This window comes from Streptomyces sp. NPDC088915 (assembly GCF_044749825.1).
In the GTDB taxonomy this organism is placed as follows: Bacteria; Actinomycetota; Actinomycetes; order Streptomycetales; family Streptomycetaceae; genus Streptomyces.
This window is the reverse complement of the sequence record NZ_JBIVIR010000011.1, coordinates 17,156-39,996: the sequence shown is the minus strand read 5'-3', so window position 1 is coordinate 39,996 and position 22,841 is coordinate 17,156. Positions and strand designations below refer to the sequence as shown.

Sequence of the window (22,841 nt, the reverse complement as noted above, 5' to 3'; positions counted from 1 at the left end):
GTGGCCTTCCGGGCGGCACCCGGGTGGCTTCCGGGGCGGTCGTGTGAGGGGACGGGGGGCGGGGGGGTACCCGTGACCGGTCCGCAGGTCGCCGGTGGAGGTCGCGATGGAGTCTTCGGTGGACAGGATCGCCGATCCCTGGGGCGGCCGCGTGCCGCACGGGCGCCACGAGCCGTGGCCCGTTCGGGTGGACACCCACCTCGCCGAGGGCGTGGAGCCCGGCATGGTGCAGCGCCGGGTGCGGGCGGCCTCGATCCTGCACTCCGGCGGGGACGCCATGGACATCGGGAGGAGCCGCCGCGGGACGGGGTGGCCGGCGTGCCGGGCCGGCAGGGCGGTGATCCGGACCCGGGTGTCCCCCGCACGCAGGACCTGGTCCTCCCAGGTCTCCAGGCCACGGGCCCGGCGGAAGCCGTGCAGGGTGTTCAGCCGGCGGCGTCCGGGTCGTCCCGGGCCCGGTGTCCGCGGCGCTCCGGTGGCCGCAGTCCGCGGCCCGGGAGGAGTCAGCCGGCGCTTCTCACCACGAGTGACACCACGACCGTCGTCGCACCGGTCGCGCCCAGCGCGACGGCGAGCAGCCGGCGGCGGAGGCGGTCGTAGCGGTCGCCGTACTCGCGGCGGAGTTCGTCCGCGCGCGCGACGGCGTCCCGGAGCATGCGGCGGCGCACGGCGAGGTGCTCCCGTGCGAACGCGCGGGCGATCTCCGACCGCTCCTGGGGTCCGAGCCACTGAAACCGGTCGGCGAAGACGGCGCCGGCCTCCGTGGCCTCGGCCCTGACCCGGTGCGCCAGCAGGTAGCCCTCCAGCCGGTCGATGCCCGCGGCCGCCTCCGCCGCCGGGGTCCGCGGTCTCCCGCGCTCGCCCGTGGCCGCCCCGCGAACGCCCTCGCCGGCCCGGCTCACGGAGGCCCGCGGCTCCCCGCCGTACGCGGTCATGCGTTCCGGCCGGCGTCGGGGCCGTCGTGGGTGGCGGCGCCGGAGTCGTCGAACACGTCCCGCTTGTCCCCCTTGCCCTGGTCGAGGGCGGCGACCTCGGGGTAGTTGAGGTCGAAGGCGGGCGACTCGGAGCGGATGCGCGGGATGGTGACGAAGTTGTGCCGGGGCGGCGGGCAGGAGGTGGCCCACTCCAGGGAGCGGCCGAAGCCCCACGGGTCGTCGACGGTGACGCGGGGGGCGGTCCTGGCCGTCTTCCAGACGTTGTAGAAGAACGGCAGGGTGGACGCCCCCAGCAGGAACGCGCCGATGGAGGACACCGTGTTCAGGGCGGTGAAGCCGTCGGCGTTCAGGTAGTCCGCGTAACGGCGCGGCATGCCTTCGGCGCCCAGCCAGTGCTGGACGAGGAAGGTGCCGTGGAAACCGGTGAAGAGGGTCCAGAAGTGGACCTTGCCCAGGCGCTCGTCGAGCATCCTGCCGGTCATCTTGGGCCACCAGAAGTAGAACCCGGCGAACGTCGCGAAGACGACCGTGCCGAAGACGACGTAGTGGAAGTGCGCGACGACGAAGTAGCTGTCCGTGACGTGGAAGTCCATCGGCGGCGAGGCCAGGATGATGCCGGTCAGGCCGCCGAACAGGAAGGTGACGAGGAAGCCGATCGACCACAGCATGGGCGTCTCGAAGGAGAGCGCACCCTTCCACATCGTGCCGATCCAGTTGAAGAACTTCACCCCGGTCGGGACGGCGATCAGGAAGGTCATGAAGGAGAAGAACGGCAGCAGGACCGCTCCGGTGGCGAACATGTGGTGCGCCCACACCGTCACCGACAGGCCGGCGATCGCGATCGTGGCGCCGATCAGACCCACGTAGCCGAAGATCGGCTTCCGGGAGAAGACCGGCAGGATCTCGGTGACGATGCCGAAGAACGGCAGCGCGATGATGTAGACCTCCGGATGCCCGAAGAACCAGAAGAGGTGCTGCCACAGCAGCGCCCCGCCGTTGGCCGGGTCGTAGACGTGCGCCCCGAACTTCCGGTCCGCCTCCAGGGCGAGCAGGGCGGCGGCGAGGACGGGGAACGCGAACAGCACCAGTACCGACGTCAGCAGCACGTTCCAGGTGAAGATCGGCATCCGGAACATCGTCATGCCCGGTGCGCGCATGCAGATGATGGTGGTGATGAAGTTGACCGCGCCGAGGATCGTGCCGAAGCCGGCGAGCGCGAGGCCCATGATCCACATGTCGCCGCCGACGTACGGCGAGTGCTCCCCGCCGCTCAGGGGCGTGTAGGCGGTCCAGCCGAAGTCCGCCGTGCCCTGGGGGGTGAAGATCCCCGCGAAGGCGATCAGGCCGCCGAAGAGGAACAGCCAGTACGACAGCATGTTCAGCCGGGGGAAGGCGACGTCGGGCGAGCCGATCTGGAGAGGCATGATCGCGTTGGCGAAACCGGCGAACGTGGGGGTGGCGAACAGCAGCAGCATCACCGTCCCGTGCAGGGTGAACACCTGGTTGTACTGCTCGGGCGAGACGATCTGCAGGCCCGGCCGCGCCAGCTCCGCCCGGAGCACGAGCGCCAGCAGGCCTCCCAGCAGGAAGAACACGAACGACGTGATCAGGTAGAGGTGCCCGATCTTCTTGTGGTCGGTCGTCGTCAGCCAGTCCACGACGACCCGCCCCGGGCCCCTTCCTTTCACGGGCACGAGGGCGGGCGGCTCCGTGGCGAGGGTCATGGGAACTCCTGCGGAGGGCTCGGAGGGAAGCACGCGGCAGGGCGACCGTAGACCAATTTTCCCGGCGAAACGAACAAATACGGGCACTCGTCGCGAAACGCTTCCCTTCACGGGTCGCGACCTGCGCCTTCCGGCCGCCGGACGACATGCACCGACGTCATGAGAAGAATGCTCTGAATGAGGCTTTTATGTCGTTCTTATGGGTAAGCAGTGGACAAGCACCGTCCCACTGGAGGTCATCATGGCGTCGACCCATCGCGCGCCCATCGACGAGCACCCCGACCTGATGGAGCTGCGGGCCCGGCACGACCGTGCCGCCGCCACCCCGCGGGCCCAGATGATCGAGGCCCTGGCCCTCGTCACCGGTCTCTACCTCGCCGCGTCCCCGTGGATAGCCGGTTTCAACGGCTTCACCACCCTCGCCGTCACCAACCTCATCGCCGGCATCGCCTACATGCTGCTCCTCGGCGGCCTCGGCAACTCCTACGAACGCACCCACTCCATGGCCTGGGCCGCCGCCGCCATCGGCGTCTGGACCTGTGTCGCCCCCTGGGTCGTCGCCGGGGACGTCGCCCACACCCGCTCCATCACCAGCAACCTCATCACCGGCGCCGTCGCCACCCTCCTCGCCCTCGCCGCCGCCTCCGCGGCCCGGGACCGCGCCGGCGACACGCGCGGCGGCTCCGGCGCGCGCGGACGCCGCGGGATGCCCGACGACCGCTGAGGCCGCCGACGGACGGCCGTGATCACGGCGCCGGACCCACCGGCCCGGACGCGACCGTCCCACGGCTCCGGGGCGCCCCGGGCCGCACGGTTTCCGCCGCGCGGTCCGGGGCACACGCGCGAAACGGGATGTCCCCCGTTCGGAGTAAGGAGACGGCTGATGCTGATGGCCCACCCCTTGGTGCTGGAAAACCTCGTCGAGCAGTACGGGACGCTGCGGACCCTGTACGCCGAGAACGGTTCGGCCGAAGTGCGCCGCCAGCTCGAGGACGTCACCTACACCCTGTGCGTGTCCACCGGCACCCGTGACGTCGACGCCGCCCTGATCGCCTCCCGCCGCCAACTGGCCCGTGCGCGTTCCGAGATCGACTTCGCGCTCGTCGGCTGACCACGACGGCCGCACCGCGCCGCGGGCACCGCACGGCACAGGGGCGGCTGCCGGCTCATGAGCCGGCAGCCGCCCCTGTGCCGTGCGGTGACGCGGTTCTCAGTACCCCGCCTGTCCCCCGCCACCGGAGGTGTGCTTCACGTCGTCGGCGGCGTCACGGCCGACCTGGCGCAGTTCCTGGGCGGTCTCCCGGCCCGCGCCCTGCGCGTGCTCCTTGGTCGTCCCGACGGCCTCCTGGGCCGTGTTCTTCACCGACTCGACGGCGTCCGCGGCAGGGCCGCGCAGTTCCTCCCGGACCTCCTGCGCCGCGTCCACGGCCGTCCGCTTCACCGGTTCCAGCAGTTCGTCGGAGTGCTCCTTGAGCTGCTGCCCCAAGCGCTCCTCCGCCTCGGTGGTCGGCAGGAGGGCCGAGGCCAGCATGCCCGCGCCGAAGGCGATCAGGCCGGCGGCCAGCGGGCTGCCCTGCGTCTGCCGGCGCACCCGCGCCGGAGCCTGCTGGACCGCTTCGCTCACGCTGTCGCCCGCCTCCCGCGCCGTGTCCGCGACGCTGCCCGCCGCCCGGTTCAGACCCTCGGACGCCCCGTGCGCCGAGTCGTGTGCGCTGCCCATGACGCGCTCCTTCACTCCGCTCACCTGGTGCCGTATCGAATCGGCCTTGCGACGTGCGACCCTGCCCGGGGTGATCCGGTCGGCCAAGCGGTCGACGTTGCGGGCCAGATGGGCCCGCCGTTCTTCCACGTCGTTCCTCAGCTCGTCGGGTGTCGTGCCCACTTGGCGTCCTCCTTCAGGGTCTCCACGGTCTGTTCCGGCTTGAGGTTGACGGTGCGCAGGCGCTTGCGCCCGGCGGAGTAGAGCACACCGCCCACGACCGCCCAGAGAGCGGTGACGATCAGTGCCGCCCAGGCCAGGTTCATCACGTTGGCCAGGGCGAAGACGACGGTCAGACTGCCGAGCAGCGCCACCAGGTGGGCCGCGTAGCCCGCTCCGCCGAGCATGCCGGCCGCCTTGCCCGCCTTGACGGACTCCTGCTTGATCTCGGCCTTCGCCAGCTCGATCTCGTCCCGGACGAGGCGGGACAGGTCCTGACCGATCTCGCTGACCAGATCGCCGATCGACGGTTCGGGCGCCTCGCCCGGCGGCACGGCCGCCGAGGTGGGGCGCTCCTGGAAGGAGAGGGCCATGGTCAGATCCCCCCCGCCGGACGCGAGGGGCCGCCGTACGTCTGTCCGCCGCCCGCGGGCGGATGGTTCGGCGGGGCCGGCGTGACGTGCGGGGGCTGGGACTGGCCGTAGGTGTCCAGCGGGTCCTCGTACGTGCCCGGCGTGGTGCGCGGCAGGGGTTCGGGGGCCGTGAGGGGGCGCTCCGTGCCGTACGTCCCGGTGCGCGGTTCCGGAGAACGGGTCTCCCCGCTCCTGTCACCCGCGCCGCCGGAGGACGCCGCGCCGATGCTCTTGCCCGCGCGGGCCACCACGAAGCCGGCCAGCGCCGCGCCGGCGAGGAAGACGCCCGGGCGTCGGCGGGCGAAGCCCTGCAGGTCGCTCACCAGGCCGTCGGGGCCGCGCTTCTCCATGTGGGAGGCCACCTGGTGGCCGCCGTCGGCGGCCCGGCGGGCCAGACCGGCCACCGTGGAGTCCGGCTTGCCGTTCTCGCCCAGTTCGCGCAGCTCCTGCGACAGGCGCCGTACGTTCTCCGCGAGGCGCTGGGTCTGGGTCTCGGCCTGGCCCTGCAACTGGGTGCGCAGTTCGCCCGCCAAGTCCTTGGCCTGGGCCGCGGCTTCGCCGACGACGTTGCCGGCCTGCTCCTTCGCCGTGCCGCCCACTTCCGCGGCCTTTCCGCCCACCAGCGAAGCACTCTCTCCCGCCTTGTCCTGAGCGGTTCGCGCTACTTCCGCCGCCCTGCTCTCGTTCTGCCGGTTCGAGTCCTGGAAGTCACTCAAGGCTCCTCCTGGGTGCTGGAAGGGGTTCTGTCTGCTTGCTGAATCCCGCATCTGCCCCCGTCCGGTCCGCTCATACGCCCGAATGTCGAGCCAATGCCGAACTTTTCGTCATCCGGCACGCTCGCGCCCCGGTCAGGGACGCGGGTTCACGCGCTGCCACCGCGGGCGGGCGTCGGGACCACGGCGTCCGGCGACGGACGCGCAGCGCGGGCACACCCGCCGCACCCGGTCGGCGGCGCCGCCGGACTCGGGGAACACGTCGGTCCGGACGACGTGCGACAGCCGCGTCGGCCGGGAACGGTGCAGGGAGAGCCCGCACACGGTCTGGTTCATGCCCTGTTCCCAGGCGTGGACCTCACCGGCGGGCAGTCGGCGGCCGTCCTCCTCGTCCGTCCGGCTGCCCGAGGCGGCCACCGCGTGGCGCTTCCCGTCCGCCATGCCCGGCCCCTACCCGGGGCGGTACCGGCCATGCGGAGCGGCGGCGGGCCCGGCCCCGGGCAGCGCCACGCGCCCCTCCGCCCCGGTCGGCGCACCGGCGCCGGCCCTCCACCGCCCCGCGAGGACCCCTGCGGGCGGTGAACCGTGCCGCAGTGGGTAATCGCCCTCGGGGCACCCGTACGCGGTTGCCGCGAAGCCGTACGAACCGTGCCGAGGGAAGGAACGGAGCCATGCAGCAGAGCACCCCGTCGCAGGCCGAGGGAGAACGGCCCGAGGAGAGCCGTCCGGAAGGGACCGGGCACCGGGACGCCGAGCCGGAGCGGACCACGCCGTCGCAGGCCGAGGGGGAGCGGGAGCCGGACGACGACGAGGGCGCGTAGCGACGGCCGGCTCCGGGCCGGGGCCTCGCCGCCCGTCGTACCGCAGGAGGACCGTGCTCCGTTTCGCTGGCCACGGGCCGGCCACAGGAGGTCCATGACTTCTGCCCCGGGCCTCGACGGCCACCGCCCCGCGGGGCGGAACGGACGCGGCCGTCGACGCCGTCCGGTGGAGACCGTCCTCATGGATCACGACGTACGCGGGAAAGGGCCCCCTCGTGCATCAGCTCAAGGAAGCGTTCCGGCGCTCGGGCGAGGCCTGCTCGCCGCAGGAGGAACGCCGGCTCGGGGGCACCTCGGGGCCGTCGTCGCGTTCGGCGCCTACACGGCCGCCCGGGGCGCGGCGGTCCGCAGACGCGGGGTGGAAGCGCCCGACCGCCACGACCCCTGGGACGTCCCGCTGACGGCGGCGGCCGTGTTCCGGCTGAGCCGGCTCCTCGCCAAGTAGCCCGTCACCGGCCCCCTCCGGGCGCCGTTCACGCGGTACGAGTCGGCCACGGGCCCCGCGGAGGTGGGCGGGAGTCCCCGTGGAGGCGCCGCCAGGTCGACCGTGGGCGAGCTGATCACCTGCCCGTTCTCTGCCTGAGCGTCTGGCTGACGGCCTCCTTCACCGGCGCCCGCCTGCTGTGGCCCCGCGCCACGCGGGCCGTGGCGGGCGGCCCCACCGCCCCGGCGCTCGCCGACGCCCTGCAGCTCGGGTACGACCGTCTGCCGCGGGAGGACGGCGAGTGAGGCGGACTGCCCGCGCGCCCGCTCAGGAAGGCGGCGGCGCGTGCCGTCCGGCCCGTGATCCCGCGTACGCGGCGAGGCGCAGCGACCGGAGGCGGTCGACGGGGTGGAAGCCGGGCAGGAAGTTGAGGTAGGGGTCGAACGCGCCGCCGTCCGGGAGGGCCGGGGGCGTCTCCCCGTGCAGGGTGAGCCGGGCCAGGGGCCGCCAGGCCGCGCCCGCTCCCCCCGCCCCGAAGCAGAGCTGGAACACCACGGGCCGCCCGGCGACGGCGGTCCCCACCGTCGCGGGATCGGCGGGGATCCGCGGGGACCCGGGCACCGGGAACGCGGCCACCACTCCCCGCCGCCCGCCGACGACGTACGACAGGAGGCTGGAGTACGGGCCGGCCGTGGCGGACGTACGGGGAAGCGGTACGTGGCGGGTCCACCGGCCGCGGCCGCCGGTCGTGAGCAGCAGGTCCAGGGGACGGTCCGGCCCGCCGGCCTCCTCCACCCGCAGCGCGAGGCCGAGGCCGTCCGGCAGCGGGTGCGGCAGCCCGGCGCCCCGGGACCAGCGGGCCGTCACCGCGTGGGAGCCGGGGACGTCGAGCCACGGCACGTCCCAGTGGTCCCGGCGGCCGGGCACGGCGAGGCGTCCCGCGAGGGCCGTGCCACGGGGGTGCAGGGCCGGCCGGTCCCCGCGCCGGCGGGCGGCGGTCCGTGCCGTACGGAAGGCGATGCGGTCGAGGAGGTCCATGGGGCTGTCCGTTCCTGATGCCGAGGGCGGTGCGGGCGGGGCCCGGTACGACCGTCGTCTGCCCCGGATCGCGCCGATCGACCGGACCGCCCGGGACGGGACACCCCGACGGCCGAACCGGAGGACCAGGTCTGTTCCCGGTGCTCCACGGGCCAGGAGCGGGGCCGGAGGCCGCGAGGAGGCAGAGCCTCGGCGGGACCGGGTACGACGCGACGCGGGAGAGGTCCGAGCGCAGGCGGTTCCCCGGGCCCGGGGAAGAGCGGGACCACGCGGGGCGGACGGGGGGCGCACTCCGCCACCCCGCGCCCCGCGCCTCCCGGGCGGGGCCCGGCAGACGGAGGTCAGAGCTCGAAGACCGCTCCGCGCCAGGTCCATCCCGCGCCGAGGACCGCGGCCCGCAGCGGGTCCCTCATGTCCGAGGTGTCGAAGCGGTGGAACTCCGCCGCCCGGGGGGGCGCCCTCGGCTCCCCGCTCGGCCGACCGGCGCCACGACACCGTCCTCACCTGCCCTCGCGACCCTTCCGCCGACACGACCGGTCCGGGCGTGCCGCCGACCCACGAGACCTCGAACCGGCGACCGAGGGCGCGGACTTCGTGGGACGCCGGGACCAGACGCGTCCCGAACCGGGTGACCCGGCTCACCCGGGTACGGGCGAAGAAGGTGTGCCAGGCGGGATCCGAGATCCGCCATTCCGCCACGAGGTCGGCACCTTCGGGGCCACCGCCGCGCACGACGAACGGCACGTCCGGCCCGTTGAGCGCGAGCAGCGCCGCCCGGACCTCCTCCGCGGAACGCGGAGCCGTACCGCGGTCGGGGTGTTCGGTGCCGGTCAGTCCGTCGAGGAGGCCCATCCGCTCAACCTGAACGAACGGGCGACCGCGCCGGCACCGCGCCTCCCGCTCGGGCGCTCAGGCCTTGCGGGCCAGCAGGTGGATCTCCTGGAACTGCCGCCGGTCGGTGGGCTGCGGCTCGCGGACCGTCCGGGCCACCTCCGCGAGGCCGGATCCGCGCAGCGTCGCGGCGAGGTGGTCGGGCCACCACCGGTAGGCGGGCGCGACCGCGTGGTCGAAGACCTGCGTCGGGTGCGACGGGCCCTCGCTCCCCGAGAAGGCGATCAGGAGGTGGCCGCCGGGCGCCAGGACGCGGTGGAACTCCGCCAGGACAGCGGGGAGTTCGCCCGGTGGGACGTGGATGACGGACCAGCGCGAGAGCACGCCGTCCAGCGCGCCGTCGGCGATGTCGAGGGCGGCCATGGAGCCCACGTCGAACCGCAGGTCCGGGTGGGCCCGGCGGGCCAGCTCGATCATCGCGGGAGAGGCGTCGACGCCGAACGCCGACAGGCCGAGGCCGTCCAGGTGGGCGGTGACGTGGCCGGGCCCGCAGCCCAGGTCCGCGACCCGGCCCTCCCCGTCCGCGCGTACGACCTCGGCGAAGACGCCGAGCATCGCGCGGTCCAGGGGGCTGTACCGCAGCGAGTCGCGGAACATCTCCTCGTAGGTGGGGGCGACGGCGTCGTAGGCCTCGCGGGTGGAGGCGTGAACATCGTGTTCGACCATGCCCGTGACAGTAGCCAGGGGGCGATCGGGTGGAGCACGGGGGCCTTCCGGTCGCGGCGTGGACGTCCTGCTCCGCGCCGGGCCGGGAGGCCCCTGCCCCCGTCGTGCCTCAGAGGGCGCCGACGATGTCCTCGACCCGGGCCTTCGCGTCGCCGAAGAGCATCGAGGTGTTCTCCTTGAAGAAGAGCGGGTTCTGCACGCCCGCGTATCCGGAGGCCATCGAGCGCTTGAACACGATGACCTTGCCGGCCTCCCAGACGGTGAGGACCGGCATGCCCGCGATCGGGCTGCCGGGGTCCTCGGCCCCGGCCGGGTTGACCGTGTCGTTGGCGCCGATCACGAGGACGACGTCGGTCTTGGCGAAGTCGTCGTTGATCTCGTCCATCTCCAGGACGATGTCGTACGGCACCTTGGCCTCGGCGAGGAGCACGTTCATGTGGCCGGGCAGGCGCCCGGCGACCGGGTGGATGCCGAACCGTACGTCGACGCCCCTGGCCCGGAGCTTCGAGGTGAGCTCCGCGACCGGGTACTGCGCCTGGGCGACGGCCATGCCGTACCCGGGCGTGATGACCACGGACCGGGCCGAGCCGAGCAGTTCGGCGGCGCTCGCGGCGGTGATCTCGGTGTGCTCGCCGTAGTCGACGTCCGAGCCGGACGCCGCCTCGATGCCGAAGCCGCCCGCGATGACCGCGAAGAAGGAGCGGTTCATCGCCTTGCACATGATGTAGCTGAGGTAGGCGCCGGACGAGCCGACGAGGGCGCCGGTGACGATCAGCAGGTCGTTGCCGAGCAGGAAGCCCGAGGCCGCCGCGGCCCAGCCGGAGTAGCTGTTGAGCATCGAGACCACGACCGGCATGTCGCCGCCGCCGATCGAGGCCACCAGGTGCCAGCCGAGGGCGAGCGCCAGGACCGTCACGGCGATGAGCAGCCACAGCTCCGGCGTGATCACGAACCACACCGTCAGGGCGACGAACAGGCCGAGCGAGCCGAGGTTCAGGGCGTTCTTGCCCGGCAGCACAAGGGGCTTGGAGTCGATCTTCGCGGCGAGCTTCAGGTACGCCACGACGGAGCCGGTGAAGGTCACCGCGCCGATGAACAGGCCGATGAACACCTCTGCGTGGTGGATGCCGAGGGTGCCGAGCGCGTCCAGGGCCTTCGCCTCGTGGCCGTCCGGGTCGTGCTCGACGTTCAGGAAGCCGTTCCAGCTGACCAGGACGGCGGCCAGGCCGACGAAGGAGTGCAGCAGCGCGATCAGTTCGGGCATGCCGGTCATCTCGACGCCGCGGGCCCGCTGGAGGCCGATCAGCGCGCCGATCAGCATCGCGACGCCCATCAGGCCGAGGCCGGCGGTGCTGACGTCGCCGTCCACCGCGAGCACGACCGTCGCGACGAGCGCGACGCCCATGCCGAGCATCCCGAACGCGTTGCCGAGCCGGGCCGTTTCGTGCTTGGAGAGTCCCGCCAGCGCCAGGATGAACAGCAGCGCGGCGACGAGGTAGGCCGCCTGGGCGGCAATGGTCGCAGACATGTCAGCTCCGGTTGAACATGGCGAGCATGCGACGCGTCACCGCGAAGCCGCCGAAGACGTTGATACTGGCCAGGAGGATCGCCACGGACGACAGCACCGTGACCGCCGTGCTGGTGTGGCCGATCTGCAGGAGCGCGCCGACGACGATGATCCCGGAGATCGCGTTCGTCACCGACATCAGCGGCGTGTGCAGCGCGTGGTGGACGTGGCCGATGACGTAGTAGCCGATCACGATCGCGAGCACGAAGACCGTCACGTGGGGCAGCAGCGCCGCCGGCGCGAACGCGGCGAGGAGGAAGAGGGCCAGGGCGCCGAGGGCCACGCCGCCGAACCTCTGCCGCACCGTCATCGGCGCCTTCCCGGGCGCGGGCTCCACCGCGGCCGCCGCGGGCGCGGGGGCCGGGGCCGCCGAGACCTGGACCGGCGGGGGCGGCCAGGCCGTCTCGCCCTTGCGCACGACGGTGATCGAGCGCTGGACCGGGTCGTCCCAGTCGAGGACGAGGCGGGCGTCCTTGTCGGGCGTCATCAGCTTCAGCAGGTTCACCAGGTTGGTGCCGTACAACTGCGAGGCCTGCGCGGGCAGTCGGCCCGCGAGGTCGGTGTAGCCGATGATCGTCACGCCGTTCTCCGTGACGGTCTTCTCGCCCTTCACCGTGCCCTCGACGTTGCCGCCGTTGGCGGCCGCCATGTCGACGATCACCGAGCCCGGCTTCATGCCCGCCACCATCTCGGCGGTGATGAGCGTCGGCGCGGGACGGCCGGGGATCAGCGCGGTGGTGACGACGATGTCGACCTCGCGGCACTGGGCTGCGTAGAGCTCGGCCTCGCGCGCCTTGTAGTCGTCGCCCATCTCCTTGGCGTAGCCGGTCTTGGAGACCTCGGTCTCGGGGGACTCGATCGACAGGTACTCGCCGCCGAGCGAGCGCACCTGGTCGGCCACCTCCGGCCGGGGGTCGGTGGCGCGCACGATCGCGCCGAGCGAGCCCGCGGCGCCGATCGCCGCCAGGCCGGCGACGCCGGCGCCCGCGACGAGCACCTTGGCGGGCGGCACCTTGCCGGCCGCCGTCACCTGACCGGTGAAGAACCGGCCGAACTCGTGCGCCGCCTCGATGACGGCCCGGTAGCCGGCGATGTTCGCCATCGACGACAGCACGTCCATCGACTGCGCCCGGCTGATGCGCGGCACGGCGTCCATCGAGAGCGCGGTGAAGGGGCGCCGGCCCAGGTCCTCGACCATCGCCGGGTCGAAGGCCGGGGAGAACAGGGCGATCACCGTCGCCTCCGGCCGGACCCGGTCGAGCTGGGACGGGGCCGGGGCGTTGACCCCCAGCACCACGTCCGCCGCCACCGCGTCGCCGACGGTCGCACCGGCGGCCTCGTAGGCGCCGTCGGTGAAGCCGGCCGCGACGCCCGCGCCGGGCTCGACGACCACGCCGTACCCCAGTTTGCGGATCTGTTCGACCGTGGCCGGCGTGGCCGAAACGCGACTCTCACCTGCCCGCGCTTCCTTGAGGACTCCGACAATCACGAGTGTTCTCCGTTCGCTGCTCTGGCCGTCAACGGCGTGTTCCGACTCGATCAGAAGTGCGCCCGCGATGGTCCGGAGCACGCCGCTCAGCTTGACGCCGAGACCTCTTCTTGAACAGCACCCGCCGGTGAGGCACACGCAACACTTGACGGGCCCGGGGGCCGTACTCCACGCGACGGCGTACGCCCGTACGGCCCGGAGCCGGAACCGGGGCCTCAGCCTCAGCCTCAGCCGATCCGGGCTCCCGCGCCGCTGACCCGGACGCGCGGGTCGCCCGCGCGCAGCGTCACCGTGAGTTCGCCGGGCCGGCCCAGGTCCTCGCCCTGGTGCAGGGTGAGGACGGCGTCCTCGGGGACCAGGCCGAGGTCGCGCGCGTAGGCGCCGAACGCGGCGGCCGCGGCGCCGGTCGCCGGGTCCTCGACGACGCCGCCGACGGGGAACGGGTCGCGGACGTGGAAGACGGTGGCCGACTCCCGCCACACCAGCTGGACCGTGGTCAGGTCCAGGCGGTGCATCAGGGCTTCGAGGCGCGCGAAGTCGTACGCGAGGTCGGCGAGACGGGCGCGGGTCGCCGCCGCGAGGACGAGGTGGCGGGCGCCGGCGAAGGCGATGCGGGGCGGGAAGGCGGGGTCGAGGTCGGCGGCCGGCCAGTCGAGCGCGGCGAGCGCCTCCGCGAGGTCGGCGTCGGCGATCCCCCCGACGTGCGGCTCGACGCTGGTGAGGGTGGCCCGGAGCGTCCCGTCCTCCTCGGTCACCTCCACCGGCACGGTGCCGGCGGGCGTCGCGAACACCAGCTTCCCGGGGCCCGTCCGCTCGGCGAGCGCGAGGGCGGTGGCGACGGTGGCGTGTCCGCAGAACGGCACCTCGGCCTTGGGACTGAAGTAACGGATGGTGTACGCCCGTTCCCCCTCGCCGCCGAGGCCCTCCGGGGGCGCGGTCAGGAACGCGGACTCCGAGTATCCGAGACCGGCCGCGATCGCCAGCATGGCCTCGTCGTCGAGGCCGGTGGCGTCCAGGACGACACCGGCGGGGTTGCCGCCATCGGGGGTTTCGGAGAACGCGGTGTAGCGCAGCACCTCGGGCTGCGGCGTGTCGATCGTCATGCTCGTGGCAACCCGGGGCGGGCCCGGGGCTATTCCTGGCCCGGAGCTCCCTCGGTCGCGGGGAGCAGGTCCCGCGCCCCAGGCGCGCGCCGTACCCGTCCGGCTGGGGTCGACCTCCATGGAGATCACGGAGACCGTCCGCCGCCGGACGTCGGAGCGCGTGCGCGACACCCTGGAGCGGCTCGCCGCCGAGCGGTACGTGTGGCTGTCGACGTCCCACCCCGAGCACGGGCCGCACCGGGTGCCACAGTAGTGTTCCCGCCACCGTAAGCCGACCGGGAGGATCCAGAGAATTGACCGGCCTGTCCCCTTTCCCGCTGCCGTTCCAGGCGTCCCGTTCCACGGCGTTCGCGACGCCCCGGACGCTCCGGGAACTCCAGATGATGCGGTGCAGCGCGCACCTTCGGGCGAAGCCGGGATGGTTCGACAAGAGGAACGACGCCGAGGTCGTCGCCCGGTGGACGCGTGAAGCCGTCGCCCAGGGGCTCACCGAAGCGCAGGTACGGTACGTGCTCGCCGAACTCGCGCACTACGCCGCGCTGCGGGACGAACGCACCGGCGTGGAGGTGTCCGGCGTCGACGGTGTGTGGCAGTCGGACACGCTGGTCGACGAGGAGCTCCGGTCCCGGCTGCGCGAGGCGGTCCGGGTCCTGGAGGAGGTCCCCGAAGCGGAGAGGGACTGGCACCCCGGATCCGACGGGCAGGTGCTGGACCTGGTGCACCCCTCGCTCTTCTGCCTGGTGAGGGAGGTGAGCGGCGCTCCTGAGCGGGCTTGGCTGAACCCGACGACCGCTTACTCGAAGCACGAGTTCTCGGAGCGGTTCCAGTGGCTGCCCACGGACGTCGACGTCAGCGACGACGGCGCCGTCTCCTTCCGCTCGTACGTCAACAACGTCCACCCCGAGACCCATCGCGAACTGGCCGCCGTCCTGCCGGACCTGTTCGCGCGCATGCGCCCGCTCTTCGAGAACGTGCTCACCGATCTGCGCCGTCCGCGGCCCCTGCGGATCGAGGCCGACCCCTACGGCTGGTACGACTCGAAGCCCGAGTATCCGGACAAGTCCGCCTACGGCGACGACGCGGCCTACCAGGAGGCCCGCAGCGCGTGGGAGGAGGCCGCGGACGACTGGTGGGAGAACCGCAGCCCGGTCGTCCCGGACGCCCCGATCTTCACCCCGCCCGAGGCGCCCGGCACGTCCGCCCGGGTCGACCTGCGCGGCCGCGGCCTCCAGGTGATCGTCAAGCTCGCCACCCTCCACCTCACCCCGGAGAAGCCCGAGTACGCCGGCGGTTCCTGGCACGTCGAGGGGATGCTGAACGAGCGGATCGTCTCGACCGGCATCTTCTACTGGGACAGCGAGAACGTCACCGAGAGCCGGCTGGGTTTCCGGGCGGCGCTCGACGATCCGGACTACGAGCAGAACGACGACGACGGTCTGCGCGAGGTCTACGGCCTGGAGGACGAGGACGCGCTGAACCAGGTGCTGGGATCGGCGTCGACCCCGGCGGGCCGCTGCCTGGCGTTCCCGAACGTCCTGCAGCACCGTGTCAGCCCGTTCCGCCTCGCGGACCCCACCCACCCGGGACACCGCAAGATCCTCGCGTTCTTCCTGGTCGACCCGTCGGAGAGGATCGTCTCGACGTCCGACGTGCCGCCGCAGCAGCCCTGGTCCGACACCTCGACGATGACGCGCGAGCAGGCCGAGGAGTACCGCGAACAGCTCATGCGGGAGCGCAAGTTCTTCGTCGCCGAGCACAACGAACAGCTCTACGAGCGGGAGTTCTCGCTCTGCGAGCACTGAGCACCGGAGGACCGGCGGCCCCCGCGGGCTACCGGGCGGGTCCGGTGGCCCCGTCAGCCAAGAGGGCTTCGGCGGCGGCCGTCGCCACCACCTCCGCGAGCGCGGACAGGGCGGGCGAGTCCAGCTTCCACTGCTGCCAGTACAGCGGGACGTCCAGGGGCCGCGAGGGTGCCAGCTCCACGAGCCGGCCGGAGCGCAGGAGCGGTTCCGCCTGCGGTTCGGGCACCATGCCCCAGCCGAGGCCGAAGGCCACCGCGTCCCGGAACCCGTCGGACGTGGGCACCAGGTGGCGGATCCGCCCGGCGCCCGAACGGCCCCGCGTGAGGGACCGGACGAAGGCGTCCTGGAGGCCGTCGCGCCGGTCGAAGGTCACGGTCGGGGCCTCGCGGAGGTCCTCCGCCAGGGCCCCGGTGAGGTGGTCGGCGACGAACCCGGGTGCGGCGACGGCCCGGTAGCGGGCCAGTCCGAGCCGCCGCACCGTGCAGCCGGCCACCGGGTCGGGCGACGAGGTCACGGCCGCCATCACCTGCCCCTCGCGCAGCAGGGCGGTGGTGTGGGCCTCGTCCTCCCGGTACAGCTCGAAGCAGATCGGCGGGTCCTGCGGGACCCGGGTGAGCGCGGGCAGGAACCAGGTGGCCAGGGAGTCGGCGTTGACCGCGACCGGGATCCGGACGGGCCCCTGCTCGGCCGCCAGGCCCAGTTCCGCGCGGGCGTCCCGTTCCAGCCGCGCCAGCTGGCGGGCGAACCGCACCACCACCTCGCCGGACTCGGTGGGGCGCACCGGTTTGACGCGCATCAGCAGGACCCGGCCGGTGCGCTGCTCCAGCGCCTTGACGCGCTGGCTGACGGCGGAGGGGGTCACGTGCAGGGCGGCGGCCGCGGCCTCGAAGGTGCCTTCGTCGACCACGGCGAGCAGGGTCCGGACCTGGTCCAAGGGGAGATCGTCCATAAGCGGAGCTAAGGATACTTTAGAACCTTTAGCTGTACTCATCCCCGCGCCCTCCCTAGGGTCGAAGCCATGACCAGCAGCATCATCACCGCCCTCCTCGCCGGGTTCGGAACGGGACTCTCCCTCATCGTCGCCATCGGCGCCCAGAACGCCTTCGTCCTGCGCCAGGGCGCACGCCGCCACGCCGTCCTGTCGGTGGTCGCGATCTGCGCCGTCTCGGACGCGGTGCTGATCGCGCTCGGCGTGGCGGGAGTGGGCGCGGTGGTCACCGCGTGGCCGGCGGCGCTGACCGCCGTGGGCCTGGCGGGCGGGGCGTTCCTGCTCGGTTACGGCTTCCTCGCGGCCAGGCGTGCCTGGCGCCCCGACCCGGACGCCGCCCTGACCGCGGGCGGACCGGAGGCCGGCTCGGCCCGCCGCGCGGTCCTGACCTGCCTGGCCATGACGTGGCTGAACCCGCACGTGTATCTGGACACCGTCCTGCTGCTCGGCTCGCTCGCCTCCGACCGCGGCGACCTGCGCTGGGCCTTCGGCACGGGCGCGGCCCTGGCCAGCCTGAGCTGGTTCTCCGCACTCGGCTTCGGCGCCCGGCTGCTGAGCGGCGTCCTCTCCCGCCCGAAGGCCTGGCGGGTGCTGGACGGGCTGGTCGCGGCGACCATGCTGGCGACGGGCGGCCTGCTGCTCGCAGGCGCCCAGGGGTGACGGTGTCGGTACCGGGACCGACGGCGGCGGACATGGTGCGGGCACGGGCCGGGATCGAGGTGGACCTTCCGGCGGCGCTGCGGGGCGTGAGGGCCGGTCTCCTCACCGGGTTCGGGGTCGCCGTGTCTGCGGACTTCGCGTCCTGGATCGAATCGCTCGGCCCCGGTCCTTGCCGTCGAGGCGTCGTCGCATGTGACCGGCCCAGGGCCGTGGCAGTGGTGGAGACGGCTGGTCGGCGCCGCGGGAACGCGGCTACCGTGCACGGATGTCGCACCGGCTCGGGCAGGCCCCCTGAAACCGCTGGACTGCTGCTCGCGGTACCTGCCAGGCTCCACCTTGTGGAGATTCTCGATGTCCTGACCAACCTGGCGAAGACAGGCCGCCTGGGCCCGGTGTTCAGCGGAGCCGACTGGAGCGACGTGACCGCAGCACTCGGCGATCCGTGGGACATCGGAACGATGGGCCGGAACGAGAACTGGCCGCGGCTCTTCGCCTACGGAGACCTTGAAGTGAGTGTCTGCCGCTGCCGCAGGGTTTCCCTCGTCTGCGTCCAGACCTGGCGTGACGTCGTCGAACTCCCTGCGTCGATCGCCGGGGGGACGGGCACCTTCCAGGCAGGGCTCAAACACGCGGACGTCGTTTCCGCGTTGGACAGGGCCGGGTGCCCCTGGGAGCCGTACGCTCCGCTGACCTTCGGCAACCAGTGCTCGCTCACGGCGATCGCGTCAGGGGCGAACTTCACCTTCGAGATCCCCGAGGGCGAGGAACCCATACTGAACGTCGTGGGCCTGCCCGGCGACGGACACGACTGCTCCGCACGGACCGCGGACCAGGACCGCTGACACGAAGCGCCGTCAGAACTCCACGACCGCGATGCCGTCACGGCCGGCTTCGGTCTCCCCCGCAAGCGCGTCCTGCCCCACTCGTAGGACTTCGCCTCCTGATGGCTTCTGAGCCCTTCGCGGTGTCGGCAGACCGGGCTTACGTCGCCATGAAGCGGCCCAGCTCGCGTGACTTCCGCCGAAGGGCGGCCGCCCGAGCCCCGTCAGAGGAATTCGGGGCCGCCGGGACTTGAACATCCTTGAGGCCGACGGCCTCGGCGAGGCCCATTGGCTGCCGTTTCACCTCGATGCCCGCTCGTTCCGCCAGGACCAGCACCGTGGCAGTTCAGGTCTTCTCCCGTCAAAGCGGTGCTCAGGGACGTGACTCCGATGCACGTCCGTCACGTACTTCGGTGTGAAGTCGCCCTTCCCGGTGACGGTCCCGGTGACGTTCTCCCCGGGCGCCGGCTTCACGGTGGCGATCCGGTCCTGGTCCGTCCCGAGTTCGGCCGTGTCCGTCGGTCACCCGGATGCGGACGGATACGGGCCGCTCCCGGGGGAACCGGTGCAGGTACGCACGGACACCGGATGGAGACATGCCATGACGTACGACGGAAGCGCGGCGCCCGCCGCTCTGCTGCCCCTGCTGCGCACGTCCGTGGAGCGGTTGCACGACTCGGCGGCGGCCCTGACGGACGACGACGTGCGGGCCCCCTCGCTGCTGCCCGGCTGGACCCGCGCGCACGTCCTCACGCACATCGCCCGCAGCGCCGACTCGCGCACCCGGTTGCTGACCGCCGCCCGTACGGGCGCGGACCTCGCGCAGTACGACGACGAGGCACAGCGCGAGCGGGAGATCGAGGAGGGCGCCGGGCGGCCGGCCGCCGAGCTGGCAGCGGACCTGCGCGGTGCGCTGGGCGGGTTCCTGACGGCCGCCGCCGAGCACCCGGACGCGGCGTGGGAGGTGCCCGTGCGCTGGCTGGGCGGGAGGGTGCGCCCCGTCCGGGGAGCCGTCGGCAGCCTGCTGCGCGAGGTGGAGGTGCACCACACCGACCTGGGGTGGGGCCACCGGCCCGCGGACTGGCCCCCGTTCTTCGTCGCCCGCGAACTCGCGACCACGATCGCCGGGCTTCGGGAGCGTGACGACGTGCCCGGCATGGTGCTGATCGCCGACGAGGACCGGGTGCTGCGTCCGGTCGGCGACGGGCGCGGGCCGCGGGTGTCGGGGCCGGCGGCGGCTCTCCTGGGCTGGCTGACCGGCCGCGCGGACGGACACGACCTCACCCTCGACCCGCCCGGTCCGCTGCCGGACGTGCCCGCCTGGCGGAGCTGACCGGGCGTCCGGCCGCCGAGCCGCGGTGGGCTCGGCGACCGGGCCGGCGGTCAGGCCAGGGGCGCGGTGGCGGCCTCGGTGATGGGCAGCACGTCCGGCCGGGCCGCCGTCAGGTAGTCGGCGGTGGACAGGCGCAGGGACCGGTCCAGTCGGGCGGCGTTGAAGTACATCTCCTCCTCCCGCAGGAGTTCCGGGTCGACGATCAGCGCGACGTCGGGGTCGAACGAGAAGGGCGGGATGGAGCCGCTGACGGCGCCGGTGAGCGACTCGGCCATGTCCTGCGGCGCGAACATCGCCTTGACGCCCCGGTAGTGCTCCCGGATCGCCTCGATGTCCACCCGCAGGTGGCCGGGCACCACGGCGATGACGTAGCGGCCCTTCTTCTTCGTCACCCCGACCCGCACGACGATGCACTTGGCCGCCTGTTCGATGCGGTTGCCGCGCAAGGCGCTGATCTTCTCGGTGTTCCCTTCCTCGACGTGTTCGAGGACGGAGTATCGAGCGCCGGTGGTGTCGAGCAGATCGATGATCTGTTCGTAGGGGGCGGGTCGGGTGGTGCTGGATTCCACAGGAGGCTCCTTGAGCCGTGGCGCGGGGCCGGCCGGTCAGCCCCACGCCACCGCGCGGGTCAGGGTGTCGTCGGTGAAGCCGAGGAAGAAGCCCAGGGTGGTGCGCGTGGCGCCGCGGACCTCTTCTATCTCGTGGTAGTAGGTGGGATTGATCAGGTACACATCGTAGGTCTGCGGCCGGAAGACGTGCCGCGGGACGCCCTCGACCACCTCGCCGCGGTAACCCAGTTCGGTGGGCACCTTCCACCGCTCGTCCTGCGGCTCCCACGGTTTGGCGTACGTGATCAGCTCCCCGCCGCCGTCGCATTCCTGGAGGCACACCACGCAGCTGAGCTGCCGGACCACCCCGGCCAGGGACAGGCCGGTGCCCTGCGCGTCGCGTGCTATGTGGTCGTTGTGCAGGGGGTTGCGCACGCCGTCGGCGTGCAGCCGGATCACGGCCTCGCCGTAGGCCCTGCCGTCCGGCTCCCGGGCCGGCTGCAGGGACTCCAGGCCGAAGGTGCGCCGCAGCGCCGCGCGCACCCGCGCCGGCAGGTCGAAACCGGCGTCGGCCATCCGCCGGTTGGCTTGTGCGGACTGCTCGAAGTACGGGTCCAGGTCGCCGAGGTGCGCGGCGAGGTAGGGGCCGACGGTGGTGAGGGAGCCGTTGCTGTAGTTCACGGTCGACGCCGATCCCAGCAGGTCGAGGGCGCGTCGGCGCGCCCGGTCGAAGTCGGGCGGCTCCAGCAGACCGCGGAGCCGGATCACGGCGGTCTCCCCCGCGCCGAGACGGCGCAGTGGTTCGGTGCCCAGGTCGGGGCCGTGTGCGACGTCGTAGGTGGTGCGGTCCCAGGTGATCGCCCGCTGCGTCGTCGCTTGCGTCTCATGCTGCACGGTGAGCGCTCCTTGCGTGCCGGGTGGTGAAGGGCAGGTCGGTGATCGTGTTCGGGGTGAGTGCCTCCCACCGGTGTGCGGGGGCGAGGGCGGGGACGACCTCGGAGGCGATGACGTCGGCTTCGGGCAGTTGCAGCCGGCGCATGGTGAAGTAGTCCTGGTAGGGGGCCGTCGGGGGTGTCCAGTGGACGACGTAGGCGCGCCGGGGGTTGATGAGCAGGGAGTTGCCGCTGGTGCCGCCGGGCGGGATGTCGGCCAGCCGGGTCAGGGCGAGTTCGGTGTCCAGTTCGAACCGGCCGTGCGGCAGGAGGTAGTCGAAGTACTCGGCGGAGTCGAAGGCCGACGCGCTCAGGCCCAGACGCCGGTGGACGGTCGGCAGGAAGCCGTTGTGCATGAAGTACCAGGGGCCCGTGTCGTCGAGCCGCTCCAGCGGGTGGGTGAAGCGCGGGCCGGTCTTCTCCGGCAGGGTGGCGTGGCGGACGTGGACGGCGAGCATGTCGGTGCGCACGTCCAGGAGTTCGGCGCTGCGCGGGCTCTCGGCGAGGGCGCGGTGGTCGCGCAGGGCGCCGAGCGTGCCGTCGTCCCTGCGCCACACCGCTCCCCAGCCGTTGGGGTGCACACGGGTCGGCACGTCCTGGAGGGCCGTCACGCCGGTGCTCATGCCAAGGGCGGCGTCCAGGACGGCCGCCGGGTCGAAGCGGCCACGGGCGATGATGAGCCGGCACATGGCATCTCTCCTTTCGCGGGTTCTCTCACGGGCCCTCGCGCCGGCCTCTTCACGGGGCGCTCACGCGGGTGGGGAGGGCGGCGCAGTCGGCGAGCAGGCGCCGGGCGGTGTCCGGGTCCTCGCCCTGGACGACGACCCGTCCCAGGACCGCCGCGTGGCGCTTGCGGTCCGAGGCCAGTACGGCGGCGTGCGCGGGGTCGAGGGAGGCCTCCGGGGGGACGGGGGCGGCGGGCAGCACCGTCACCCGGGCCCCGGCCCGCGCCAGTTCTCCGGCGCGGAGCAGCTGTCCGGGGTGGGTGCAGGCGAGCTGTCCGTAGAAAGGGCCCCCTCGTTCCCGGGGCGCGCGCGGGACGGGGTCCTCGCCGAGGTGGGCGGCGAGCGCCAGGTCGGCCCAGCGGGCTCCGACGGCCCGCTCGACCAGCGCCACCAGGCCGCCGCCGGACAGCCGGTAGCCCATTTCGAGGAAGTACAGGCCTCCGTCGTGGGCGGCGACGGCGTCGAGGTGGAAGGGGCCGTCGCGGTATCCGGTCGCCGTCAGGCCCGTCCGGGCGAGGGCGCACAGCCGGGGGTCTGCGGCGGACGGCGGCAGCATCAGGTGGCCGGCCTCGCGGAAGCCGCGCGGTCCCCGGCCCGGTTCCGATTCCGGTCCTGGTCCTGACGCAGGTGCTGGTGCAGGTCCCGTTTCCGGTTCCAGCAGCACGATCTTCTCGCACACGCTCAGCACGTGTGCCCGTCCGTCGTGGGCGACGCCCTGCACGGAGTACTCCGTACCGCTGACGTACTCCTCGGTCAGGACGCCGGTGAAGGCGCCGCCGCCGTAGTTGGCGGTGTGTGCCAGGAGCCGGCGGGCGCGGCGGTCCTCCCCCTCGTTCTCGACGAGGTGCACGCCCAGTCCGCCCCCTCCGTCCACGGGCTTGACCACGCGCGGGTACGGGACGCCGGCGCCTCGGCCGTCCGTACTGTGGCGGGGCTGGCGGACCTGTGGGGCGAGCGCGGTCAGCAGTGCCCGCTGGCGTGCCTTGTCAGGGGCGCGGAACGGTGGGCGGCCGGGGAGGGCGGGCGGCACGGACAGGGTGGCGGCCGCGTCGAAGGCGGCCGCCGCGTACCGTTCGAAGCCCGCGAGGAGCGCCGCGGGCCGCACGGCCGCGTCCCGCAGGGCGGCGAGCACCTGAGCGGAGTCGTGCGGCTCCCGGACGGCGAGTTCCTCGTCGAAGGGCGCCCGGCCCAGCCGTCCGCGCCAGGCGAGGTAGGCGGGGGTCTCGATCAGCACGGCGGGCAGCCCGCGGGCCGCGGCGGCGTCCCGGTAGGGGTCCAGTCCGTCCCGGGTGGCGCCGAGCTGGACGAGGGCCGGGGCGGAGGCGGTCAC

General features: G+C 73.1%; 26 protein-coding genes and 1 pseudogene. 11 read left to right on the top strand and 16 right to left on the bottom strand.

Going from position 1 to position 22,841, the window contains the following annotated elements:
• Positions 1-106: 106 nt before the first annotated feature.
• Positions 107-290, top strand: a pseudogene (locus tag ACIP5O_RS20795) (hypothetical protein); the annotation flags it as partial.
• A 213-nt stretch (positions 291-503) separates the two neighbouring features.
• Here ACIP5O_RS20795 and ACIP5O_RS20790 read toward each other — a convergent pair.
• Both ACIP5O_RS20790 and ctaD read right to left on the bottom strand, forming a co-directional pair.
• Complete coding sequence (locus tag ACIP5O_RS20790) at positions 504-935, bottom strand: hypothetical protein (protein ID WP_401295792.1); 432 nt, start codon at positions 933-935, stop codon at positions 504-506.
• The gene (ctaD, locus tag ACIP5O_RS20785; RefSeq protein ID WP_401295327.1) at positions 932-2,659 is read right to left on the bottom strand and encodes a cytochrome c oxidase subunit I; all 1,728 of its coding nucleotides are present in this window, start codon (positions 2,657-2,659) and stop codon (positions 932-934) included. Before ctaD ends, ACIP5O_RS20790 begins: the two co-directional genes overlap by 4 nt.
• A 241-nt stretch (positions 2,660-2,900) precedes the next feature.
• Here ctaD and ACIP5O_RS20780 point away from each other — a divergent pair, with 241 nt between their 5' ends.
• Positions 2,901-3,383, top strand: coding sequence for an SPW repeat protein (locus ACIP5O_RS20780; protein ID WP_401295326.1), 483 nt, complete (start codon positions 2,901-2,903; stop codon positions 3,381-3,383).
• A 159-nt stretch (positions 3,384-3,542) separates the two neighbouring features.
• The gene (locus ACIP5O_RS20775; protein ID WP_401295324.1) at positions 3,543-3,770 is read left to right on the top strand and encodes a DUF5133 domain-containing protein; all 228 of its coding nucleotides are present in this window, start codon (positions 3,543-3,545) and stop codon (positions 3,768-3,770) included.
• 99 nt (positions 3,771-3,869) lie between these two features.
• Here the strand turns inward: ACIP5O_RS20775 and ACIP5O_RS20770 are convergent, their stop codons facing one another.
• From ACIP5O_RS20770 to ACIP5O_RS20755, 4 genes are all read right to left on the bottom strand, one after another.
• Positions 3,870-4,541, bottom strand: a complete 672-nt coding sequence (locus tag ACIP5O_RS20770) for a DUF3618 domain-containing protein (RefSeq protein ID WP_401295322.1) — start codon at positions 4,539-4,541, stop codon at positions 3,870-3,872.
• Positions 4,517-4,951: a phage holin family protein gene (locus ACIP5O_RS20765; RefSeq protein WP_401295320.1), complete on the bottom strand. Its 435-nt coding sequence runs from the start codon at positions 4,949-4,951 to the stop codon at positions 4,517-4,519. Before ACIP5O_RS20765 ends, ACIP5O_RS20770 begins: the two co-directional genes overlap by 25 nt.
• 2 nt (positions 4,952-4,953) lie before the next feature.
• Positions 4,954-5,706: a hypothetical protein gene (locus tag ACIP5O_RS20760; protein ID WP_401295318.1), complete on the bottom strand. Its 753-nt coding sequence runs from the start codon at positions 5,704-5,706 to the stop codon at positions 4,954-4,956.
• 132 nt (positions 5,707-5,838) lie between these two features.
• A complete protein-coding gene (locus ACIP5O_RS20755) occupies positions 5,839-6,144 on the bottom strand; it encodes a hypothetical protein (protein ID WP_401295316.1) in 306 nt (101 codons plus the stop codon).
• 230 nt (positions 6,145-6,374) lie between these two features.
• On the opposite strand from ACIP5O_RS20755, the gene ACIP5O_RS20750 reads away from it, so the two are divergent.
• The 3 genes from ACIP5O_RS20750 to ACIP5O_RS20740 all read left to right on the top strand — a co-directional run bounded on the left by ACIP5O_RS20750 (position 6,375) and on the right by ACIP5O_RS20740 (position 7,107).
• Positions 6,375-6,524 carry a hypothetical protein gene (locus ACIP5O_RS20750; RefSeq protein WP_401295314.1) on the top strand — a complete coding sequence of 50 codons (150 nt, stop codon included), beginning with the start codon at positions 6,375-6,377 and terminating at the stop codon, positions 6,522-6,524.
• A gap of 94 nt (positions 6,525-6,618) precedes the next feature.
• Complete coding sequence (locus tag ACIP5O_RS20745; RefSeq protein WP_401295312.1) at positions 6,619-6,969, top strand: hypothetical protein; 351 nt, start codon at positions 6,619-6,621, stop codon at positions 6,967-6,969.
• Between the two features lie 63 nt (positions 6,970-7,032).
• Positions 7,033-7,107, top strand: a complete 75-nt coding sequence (locus tag ACIP5O_RS20740; protein ID WP_401295771.1) for a hypothetical protein — start codon at positions 7,033-7,035, stop codon at positions 7,105-7,107.
• Positions 7,108-7,275: 168 nt separating this feature from the next.
• On the opposite strand, the gene ACIP5O_RS20735 is transcribed toward ACIP5O_RS20740, so the two are convergent.
• The 5 genes from ACIP5O_RS20735 to ACIP5O_RS20715 form a co-directional block, all read right to left on the bottom strand.
• A complete protein-coding gene (locus ACIP5O_RS20735) occupies positions 7,276-7,986 on the bottom strand; it encodes a phosphodiesterase (RefSeq protein WP_401295310.1) in 711 nt (236 codons plus the stop codon).
• A gap of 909 nt (positions 7,987-8,895) precedes the next feature.
• Complete coding sequence (locus ACIP5O_RS20730) at positions 8,896-9,543, bottom strand: class I SAM-dependent methyltransferase (protein ID WP_401295308.1); 648 nt, start codon at positions 9,541-9,543, stop codon at positions 8,896-8,898.
• A 109-nt stretch (positions 9,544-9,652) separates the two neighbouring features.
• Positions 9,653-11,071, bottom strand: coding sequence for a Re/Si-specific NAD(P)(+) transhydrogenase subunit beta (pntB, locus tag ACIP5O_RS20725; protein WP_401295306.1), 1,419 nt, complete (start codon positions 11,069-11,071; stop codon positions 9,653-9,655).
• Between the two features lies 1 nt (position 11,072).
• Positions 11,073-12,599 (bottom strand): Re/Si-specific NAD(P)(+) transhydrogenase subunit alpha, encoded by a 1,527-nt coding sequence (locus tag ACIP5O_RS20720; RefSeq protein WP_401295304.1) that lies wholly within the window; start codon positions 12,597-12,599, stop codon positions 11,073-11,075.
• A gap of 227 nt (positions 12,600-12,826) precedes the next feature.
• Positions 12,827-13,702, bottom strand: coding sequence for a PhzF family phenazine biosynthesis isomerase (locus ACIP5O_RS20715; RefSeq protein WP_401295302.1), 876 nt, complete (start codon positions 13,700-13,702; stop codon positions 12,827-12,829).
• 118 nt (positions 13,703-13,820) lie between these two features.
• Here ACIP5O_RS20715 and ACIP5O_RS20710 point away from each other — a divergent pair, with 118 nt between their 5' ends.
• Positions 13,821-13,955, top strand: coding sequence for a hypothetical protein (locus ACIP5O_RS20710; RefSeq protein WP_401295300.1), 135 nt, complete (start codon positions 13,821-13,823; stop codon positions 13,953-13,955).
• A 40-nt stretch (positions 13,956-13,995) separates the two neighbouring features.
• Complete coding sequence (locus ACIP5O_RS20705; protein ID WP_401295298.1) at positions 13,996-15,504, top strand: DUF4246 domain-containing protein; 1,509 nt, start codon at positions 13,996-13,998, stop codon at positions 15,502-15,504.
• A gap of 28 nt (positions 15,505-15,532) precedes the next feature.
• Here the strand turns inward: ACIP5O_RS20705 and ACIP5O_RS20700 are convergent, their stop codons facing one another.
• Entirely contained in the window at positions 15,533-16,453 is a 921-nt protein-coding gene (locus tag ACIP5O_RS20700) for a LysR family transcriptional regulator ArgP (RefSeq protein ID WP_401295296.1), read from the bottom strand.
• Between the two features lie 69 nt (positions 16,454-16,522).
• On the opposite strand from ACIP5O_RS20700, the gene ACIP5O_RS20695 reads away from it, so the two are divergent.
• The 3 genes from ACIP5O_RS20695 to ACIP5O_RS20685 all read left to right on the top strand — a co-directional run bounded on the left by ACIP5O_RS20695 (position 16,523) and on the right by ACIP5O_RS20685 (position 19,306).
• Positions 16,523-17,152 (top strand): LysE/ArgO family amino acid transporter, encoded by a 630-nt coding sequence (locus ACIP5O_RS20695; RefSeq protein ID WP_401295294.1) that lies wholly within the window; start codon positions 16,523-16,525, stop codon positions 17,150-17,152.
• 338 nt (positions 17,153-17,490) lie between these two features.
• Positions 17,491-17,994, top strand: coding sequence for a hypothetical protein (locus tag ACIP5O_RS20690; protein ID WP_401295292.1), 504 nt, complete (start codon positions 17,491-17,493; stop codon positions 17,992-17,994).
• A gap of 580 nt (positions 17,995-18,574) precedes the next feature.
• On the top strand, positions 18,575-19,306 hold the full coding sequence (locus ACIP5O_RS20685; RefSeq protein ID WP_401295290.1) for a maleylpyruvate isomerase family mycothiol-dependent enzyme: 732 nt from the start codon (positions 18,575-18,577) through the stop codon (positions 19,304-19,306).
• Between the two features lie 50 nt (positions 19,307-19,356).
• Here ACIP5O_RS20685 and ACIP5O_RS20680 read toward each other — a convergent pair whose 3' ends face one another.
• From ACIP5O_RS20680 to ACIP5O_RS20665, 4 genes are read right to left on the bottom strand one after another with little or no spacing between them, the layout of a single operon-like run.
• The gene (locus ACIP5O_RS20680; protein WP_401295288.1) at positions 19,357-19,875 is read right to left on the bottom strand and encodes a YbaK/EbsC family protein; all 519 of its coding nucleotides are present in this window, start codon (positions 19,873-19,875) and stop codon (positions 19,357-19,359) included.
• 36 nt (positions 19,876-19,911) lie between these two features.
• A complete protein-coding gene (locus tag ACIP5O_RS20675) occupies positions 19,912-20,748 on the bottom strand; it encodes a hypothetical protein (protein WP_401295286.1) in 837 nt (278 codons plus the stop codon).
• Entirely contained in the window at positions 20,738-21,475 is a 738-nt protein-coding gene (locus ACIP5O_RS20670) for a class II glutamine amidotransferase (RefSeq protein ID WP_401295284.1), read from the bottom strand. The genes ACIP5O_RS20675 and ACIP5O_RS20670 overlap by 11 nt, the downstream gene beginning before the upstream one ends.
• Positions 21,476-21,524: 49 nt before the next feature.
• The gene (locus ACIP5O_RS20665; RefSeq protein WP_401295282.1) at positions 21,525-22,841 is read right to left on the bottom strand and encodes an acetyl-CoA carboxylase biotin carboxylase subunit family protein; all 1,317 of its coding nucleotides are present in this window, start codon (positions 22,839-22,841) and stop codon (positions 21,525-21,527) included.